This is a genomic window from Pseudomonas sp. GP01-A4 (genome assembly GCF_058780865.1).
Genome location: NZ_JBYSWF010000136.1, coordinates 1 through 6,220 on the forward strand (window position 1 = coordinate 1; position 6,220 = coordinate 6,220).

General features: G+C 61.2%; 5 protein-coding genes. 3 read left to right on the forward strand and 2 right to left on the reverse strand.

Going from position 1 to position 6,220, the window contains the following annotated elements:
• Positions 1 to 157 precede the first annotated feature (157 nt).
• Together macA and AC3WKX_RS34020 are read left to right on the forward strand one after the other, a co-directional pair.
• A complete protein-coding gene (macA, locus tag AC3WKX_RS34015) occupies positions 158 to 1,309 on the forward strand; it encodes a macrolide transporter subunit MacA (protein WP_032898521.1) in 1,152 nt (383 codons plus the stop codon).
• A gap of 3 nt (positions 1,310 to 1,312) precedes the next feature.
• Positions 1,313 to 3,271 (forward strand): MacB family efflux pump subunit, encoded by a 1,959-nt coding sequence (locus AC3WKX_RS34020; protein WP_003212489.1) that lies wholly within the window; start codon positions 1,313 to 1,315, stop codon positions 3,269 to 3,271.
• A gap of 125 nt (positions 3,272 to 3,396) precedes the next feature.
• Here AC3WKX_RS34020 and AC3WKX_RS34025 read toward each other — a convergent pair whose 3' ends face one another.
• Positions 3,397 to 4,086, reverse strand: coding sequence for a helix-turn-helix transcriptional regulator (locus AC3WKX_RS34025; RefSeq protein WP_102606505.1), 690 nt, complete (start codon positions 4,084 to 4,086; stop codon positions 3,397 to 3,399).
• Between the two features lie 185 nt (positions 4,087 to 4,271).
• Positions 4,272 to 5,516 (reverse strand): methionine gamma-lyase, encoded by a 1,245-nt coding sequence (locus AC3WKX_RS34030; protein WP_102606506.1) that lies wholly within the window; start codon positions 5,514 to 5,516, stop codon positions 4,272 to 4,274.
• A gap of 124 nt (positions 5,517 to 5,640) precedes the next feature.
• Here AC3WKX_RS34030 and AC3WKX_RS34035 point away from each other — a divergent pair, with 124 nt between their 5' ends.
• Positions 5,641 to 6,111, forward strand: a complete 471-nt coding sequence (locus AC3WKX_RS34035; RefSeq protein ID WP_008430161.1) for an Lrp/AsnC family transcriptional regulator — start codon at positions 5,641 to 5,643, stop codon at positions 6,109 to 6,111.
• Positions 6,112 to 6,220: the final 109 nt, after the last annotated feature.

A 6,220-nucleotide genomic window follows, 5' to 3' on the forward strand; every position in this document is an offset into this window, starting at 1 on the left:
AGGTGCCGAGTGGTGGGGCAAGAGCGTTTTGCTTACTTTTGCGCTTTTCAAAAGTGAGCCGCTGTAAGAGCGGAACCCATATCAGCCGTTACCAAAAAAACGGATATGTACTCCGAGCCAAAAGCCGGACCAACTTCAACGTCTTCTGTGGTCACTTATGGAAAAGTCAAAGCTTCGCAAAACAGGAATGGCCCTGGCCCTGGCAATCGCCGCCGCCCTGACCATCTACACCGTGCAGGCCCCCGCAGACGCGCCGCAATACCTGACCGCCACCGCCGAGCGCAGTGACATCGAAAACGCCGTCCTGGCCACCGGCCTGCTCGAAGGCGTCAAGCAGGTCGATGTCGGCGCCCAGGTTTCCGGCCAACTCAAATCCCTGAAGGTCAAGGTCGGCGACAAGGTCAAGAAGGGCCAATGGCTGGCCGAAATCGACCCGTTGATCCTGCAGAACACCCTGCGCAAAGCCCAGGTCGACGAAGAAAACCTCCAGGCCCAACGCCGCGCTACTGCGGCGCAACTCAAGGAAACCAAATCCGTCTACGAACGCTATCAGGGCCTGCAGGAGGACGAATCCGTGTCCCGCCAGGACTTCGAAACCGCCGAGTCCAATTACGAGGTACAGCGCGCCAACCTGATGTCCCTCGACGCCCAGATCAAAAGCGCCCACATCCAGATCGACACCGCCAAGATCAACCTGGCCTACACCCGCATCGTCGCGCCAATCGACGGCGATGTAGTGGGCATCGTCACCCAGGAAGGCCAGACCGTGATCGCCAGCCAACTGGCGCCGGTGCTGCTCAAGCTCGCCGACCTGGACACCATGACCGTCAAGGCCCAGGTCTCCGAAGCGGACGTGATCCACATCAGCCCGGGCCAGCAGGTGTACTTCACCATCCTCGGCGAGGCCGACAAACGCTACTACGCCAAATTGCGCGGCACCGAACCCGCCCCGCAGAATTTCCTCGAAACCCAGACCGCCGGCACCCCCAAGCAAAACACCGCGGTGTTCTACAACGCGCTGTTCGACGTACCCAACCCCGACCACCGCCTGCGCATCGCCATGACCGCCCAGGTGCGCATCGTGCTCGACACCGCCAAGGCCGCACTGACCGTGCCGGTGGCCGCACTCGGCCCGCGCAATGCCGATGGCAGCTTCCCGGTGCGGGTGCTGGACGCCAAGGGCAAGGCCAACACGCGGCAGGTGCAGACGGGCATCAACAACAACGTCAAGGTGCAGATCCTCGATGGCCTGGCCGAGGGCGACAAGGTGGTGATCGGCGATCCATCGCCCGCCGTGGCGGGGGGCTGATTGATGACTCAGCCACTGCTGGAGCTTAAAGGCATCGTGCGCAGTTTCATGGCCGGTGACCGCGAATTCATTGCGCTCAAGGGCATCGACCTGACCATCCACGCAGGGGAAATGGTCGCGATCACCGGGGCCTCGGGTTCGGGTAAATCCACTCTGATGAACATCCTCGGTGGCCTCGACTACGCCACCGCCGGCAGCTACAAGATCAATGGCATCGAAACCCGCACCCTGGGGGATGAGCAACTGGCCGAGCTGCGCCGCGACTACTTCGGTTTTATCTTTCAGCGTTACCACTTGCTCGCGCACCTGAGCGCGTTGCACAACGTGGAAATGCCGGCGATTTATGCCGGTACGCCGGAAACCGCCAGGCATAGCCGCGCCGGGGAATTGCTGGCACGCCTGGGGTTGTCGGGGCATTTGACCCATCGCCCGAGCCAGCTGTCCGGCGGCCAGCAACAGCGCGTGAGTATCGCCCGGGCCTTGATGAACGGCGGCGAAGTGATCCTCGCCGACGAACCCACCGGCGCCCTCGATACCCACAGCGGCAAGGAGGTGATGCGCATCCTGGCCGAGCTGCACGCCGCCGGGCACACGGTGATCATCGTTACCCATGACCCGAAAGTCGCGGCCAATGCCCAGCGGATCATTGAGGTGCGCGATGGCGAGATCGTCAGTGACCGCGCCAATCAGAGTGTCGGCCTCGACCTGCCCACCGAAGCGCCCATCGAGCCCAAGCGCAGCGGTGCGCGCAAGTTGGTGGCGAGCCTCGGGCTGTTCAAGGAGGCCTTCAACATGGCCTGGGTCGCGCTGATTTCCCATCGCATGCGCACCTTGCTGACCATGCTCGGCATCGTCATCGGCATCACCTCGGTGGTGTCGATCTCGGCCATCGGCGAAGGCGCCAAGCGCTATGTGCTCAAGGACATCCAGGCCATTGGCAGTAACACCATTGATATCTTTCCCGGCAAGAGTTTTGGTGACAGCCGTGCGTCAGCCATCGAGACGTTGTTGCCGTCGGATGTGGATGCGCTGAACCAGCTGTATTACGTCGACAGCGCCACGCCGGTGGTGGGGCGCAACCTGTTGCTGCGTTACGGCAATATCGACCTGGACGCCCAGGTCAATGGGGTCAGCGATCGCTATTTCCAGGTCAAGGGCCTGAAGCTCGAAGCCGGAATTACCTTCAGCGAAAGCGACGCCCGGCGCCAGGCCCAGGTGGTGGTGATCGACCACAACGCGCGCCATCGGCTGTTCGCGCCCGGCGTGGATCCGTTGGGCCAGGTGATCCTGGTGGGCAACCTGCCCTGCACCGTGATCGGGGTGACGGCCGACAACAAAAACATGTTCGCCGCCAGCAAGGCGTTGAACGTGTGGGTGCCGTACGAGACGGCAGCGGGGCGGCTGTTGGGCCAGCGTCATCTGGACAGCATCACGGTGCGCATCAAGGACGGCCAGCCGAGCAAGGTGGTGGAAGAGAACGTCACCAAGCTGATGTTGCAACGTCACGGCACCAAGGACTTCTTTACCAACAACCTCGACAGCATCATGCAGACGGTGCAGAAAACCAGCCGTTCCCTGGCGTTGCTGCTGTCGTTGATTGCAGTGATTTCGTTGCTGGTGGGCGGCATCGGAGTGATGAATATCATGCTGGTGTCGGTGACCGAACGCACCCGCGAAATCGGGATTCGCATGGCAGTGGGCGCGCGGCAATCGGATATTCGCCAGCAGTTCCTGGTGGAAGCGGTGATGGTCTGCCTGATTGGCGGGATGATCGGCATCTCGCTGTCATTCGCCATCGGCTATCTGTTTTCGTTGTTTGTGAAAGAGTGGGAAATGGTGTTTTCCCTGGGCTCGGTGGTGACGGCGTTTGCGTGTTCAACGTTGATCGGGATTGTGTTCGGGTTTGTGCCGGCGCGGAATGCGGCGCGGTTGGATCCGATTGAAGCCCTGGCCCGGGATTAGGCCGGTAAGAGATCAAAAAATGTGGGAGCGGGCTTGCTCGCAAATGCGCTGGATCAGTCACACATGTATTGACTGACACTGCGCATTCGCGAGCAAGCCCGCTCCCACATTTGTTCCTCGGTGTTCTAGAGAGTGGCGTTTTCTTCTGTGGAATACATCCACCGCATCAATGAATGCCGGCCACTGATGCCCATCTTGATCGCTGCCCGCTTGAGGTAGCTCTCGATGGTATTGACCTTCAGTGCCAACTGCTCTGCCAGTTCCGGTGCGGTACGCCCAGCCAGCAGCCCCACGCACACCTCAAGCTCCCGGCTGGACAGGGCCAGCCCCGATTGCGCGAGGCGCTCTTCAAAGCGCCGGCGCAAGGTGTCGATGCCTTGTTGCTGCGGCGCTTCGCTGTCCGGATCGCTGGGTTGCAGGGCGCTGATGTGTTTTTCAACCATCGGCAGCAGCAGGGAGGAGAAGTCTTGCAGGATGATCCGCTCCTGCTGGGAAAAACTTTCGCAGGGGTTGGAGCGATACACCGACAGCACGTAGCTGACGTCATCCTTGCGCCGGGTCAGGTGCAGTTGGGCGGCGGCCTGGGCCTCTTCCAGCCCTGGCAGCGGGTCGGTGTACACCGGGCTGACCCCCGTCATTCGCGAACTGCCGCCCTTGCGCGGTGAACTCACAGGCATTTGCGTGATGTGCGTCGCGTCGACCGCCAGTTGGGTGAGGATCAGGTCGTGCAGCATGCGCGGGAAATGCCGGCTGCCGGTGCTGGCGATGACTTTGCCAATGTGGGGGAACAGGTGTGAGTTCATCATTTCATCCATGAGTTTCAATGAGGGCGGCGTACAGGGCAGTGATCTCCATGACTGCCGCCTCGTATGCTAGTACAGGCTTTCGCAAACGGGCCAATGAATGGATCAAATTTTTTGCGGTGCAGGGCGCAACGGGAGCAGCCCGACCTTTTCAGGCCGGGCTATTGATAAACGTCGCGCCTGCCTGTGAATTTACTTCAAGCGTGATGAACGTTGTGTTGCACCGCCCGGGATTTCGGCTTTACGGCACAGGCCTGCAGGGCTTGGGCAACGTCGGCCAGCAGGTCGGCGACATCCTCAAGGCCCGCCGAGAGTCGCACCAGCCCTTCGGAAATCCCGTGGTGGGCGCGCTGCTCCGGGGTGTAGGTGGAATGGGTCATGCTGGCCGGGTGCTGGGCCAATGACTCGGCGTCCCCCAGGCTCACGGCCCGGGTGAACAGCTTGAGGGCGTTCATGAAGCGTCGGCCCATGTCGATGCCGCCCTTGAGTTCAAACGCGATCATGCCGCCGGATTGTTTCATCTGCCGCGCGGCCAGTTCGTATTGAGGGAAGGAGCGCAGGCCGGGGTAGGTCACCCATTCCACCAGGGGATGGGCCTGCAAGGCTTCGGCGATGGCCAGGGCGTTGCTGCAATGGCGGTCCATGCGCAGGGCCAGGGTCTTGAGGCCGCGCATCAGCAGGGCGGCGTCCTGGGGTGACATCACCGCACCGGTCAGGTCCTTGAGCCCTTGCAGGCGAATGCGCTGGGCCAGGGCCTGGCTGCTGACGGCGATGCCGGCGGTGATATCGCCGTGGCCACTGAGGTATTTGGTGGCCGAGTGCACCACCACGTCGGCGCCCATTTCCAGCGGGCGTTGCAGGTAGGGCGTGCAGTAGGTGTTGTCCACCACCACGGTGATACCGGGTTGCCGGTGGGCGATCTCGGCGACGGCGGCGATGTCCACCAGTTGCAGGTTGGGGTTGGCCGGGGTTTCGAAGTAGATCATGCGCGTGGCCGGGTTGATGGCCTCGCTCATGGCGTTCAGGTCGGTGAGGTCGACGTGGCGCACCTTGATGCCGAACTCGCCGATGCCGTGGTGCAGCAGGGCGAAGGTGCAGCCGTAGAGGGTCTGGCTGACGATGATTTCGTCACCGGGGCGCAGCAGGGTCCAGAACGTCGCGGCAATTGCGCCCATGCCGGAGCTGAAGGCGACCGCGGCTTCGCCGTTTTCCAGGGTGGCCATGCGCGATTCCAGCAGGGCCAGGGTGGGGTTGGAGATGCGGGTGTAGAAGTGTCCGCTCTCTTCGCCGGCGAAGCAGGCGGCTCCGTATTCGGCGGTGGGGAAGGCGAAGGTTGCCGACAGGTAGATGGGCGGCACGAGGGCGCCGTGGTGGTCCTGGGGGTCATAGCCATGGTGGATGGCGCGGGTGGAAAAGCCGAACGTGTTGTGTTTATTTTTCATGGTCGGACGCTCCTTATTTCCTACAATGCTATGCTTATAACGGCGGCCGAACGTTCCATAGTTTGCTGGGAAAAGCCGGTAGATTGGGATGAAAAACAATAAAAACGACGTTTTGAGGCAAGATATGCCCATGCATCTGGATCGGACTGACAAGGCACTTTTAAACGCCTTGCAGGGTAATGCGCGGTTGACGGTGGCGGAGTTGGCGGAGCGGGTGTCGCTGACCACTTCGCCGTGTTGGCGGCGGGTGAAGAACCTTGAGGACAGCGGGGTGATCGGCGGTTATCAGGCGATCCTGTCGCCCAAGGCGCTGGGGTATGGGGTGACGGCGTTTGTCAGCATCATGATGGATACGCACTCCCGGGAAGTTGCCCGGGCGTTTGAGCAAAGGTTGCTGGAGATTCCCGAGATTGTGGCGTGTCATAACGTTTCGGGGCGGTATGATTTTTTGTTGGAAGTGGTGGCGAAGGATCTGGAGTCGTTTGGGGAGTTTGCGCGGGAGGTGTTGCAGGGGTTGCCGTGTGTTAAGGAGATTTACTCGAGTTTTTCTTATAAGTCGGTGCGGCCGTTGCGGGTGATTCCTTTGCCGGAGTGATGGTGTGTATATCCGTTATTTGGGTAACGGCTGCTTATGGTTTCGCTCTTACAGCGAGTCACTTTGCAAAAGCGGCAAAGTAACCAAAGCGCTCTGCCCCGCCTGTCGG

Excerpts from the sequence above, each read along its gene's own strand:
- macA (WP_032898521.1), top strand. The coding sequence starts at position 158 with ATGGAAAAGTCAAAGCTTCGCAAAACAGGAATGGCCCTGGCCCTGGCA.
- AC3WKX_RS34035 (WP_008430161.1), top strand. The coding sequence starts at position 5,641 with ATGCCCATGCATCTGGATCGGACTGACAAGGCACTTTTAAACGCCTTG.
- AC3WKX_RS34030 (WP_102606506.1), bottom strand. The coding sequence starts at position 5,516 with ATGAAAAATAAACACAACACGTTCGGCTTTTCCACCCGCGCCATCCAC.
- AC3WKX_RS34025 (WP_102606505.1), bottom strand. The coding sequence starts at position 4,086 with ATGGATGAAATGATGAACTCACACCTGTTCCCCCACATTGGCAAAGTC.
- AC3WKX_RS34020 (WP_003212489.1), top strand. The coding sequence starts at position 1,313 with ATGACTCAGCCACTGCTGGAGCTTAAAGGCATCGTGCGCAGTTTCATG.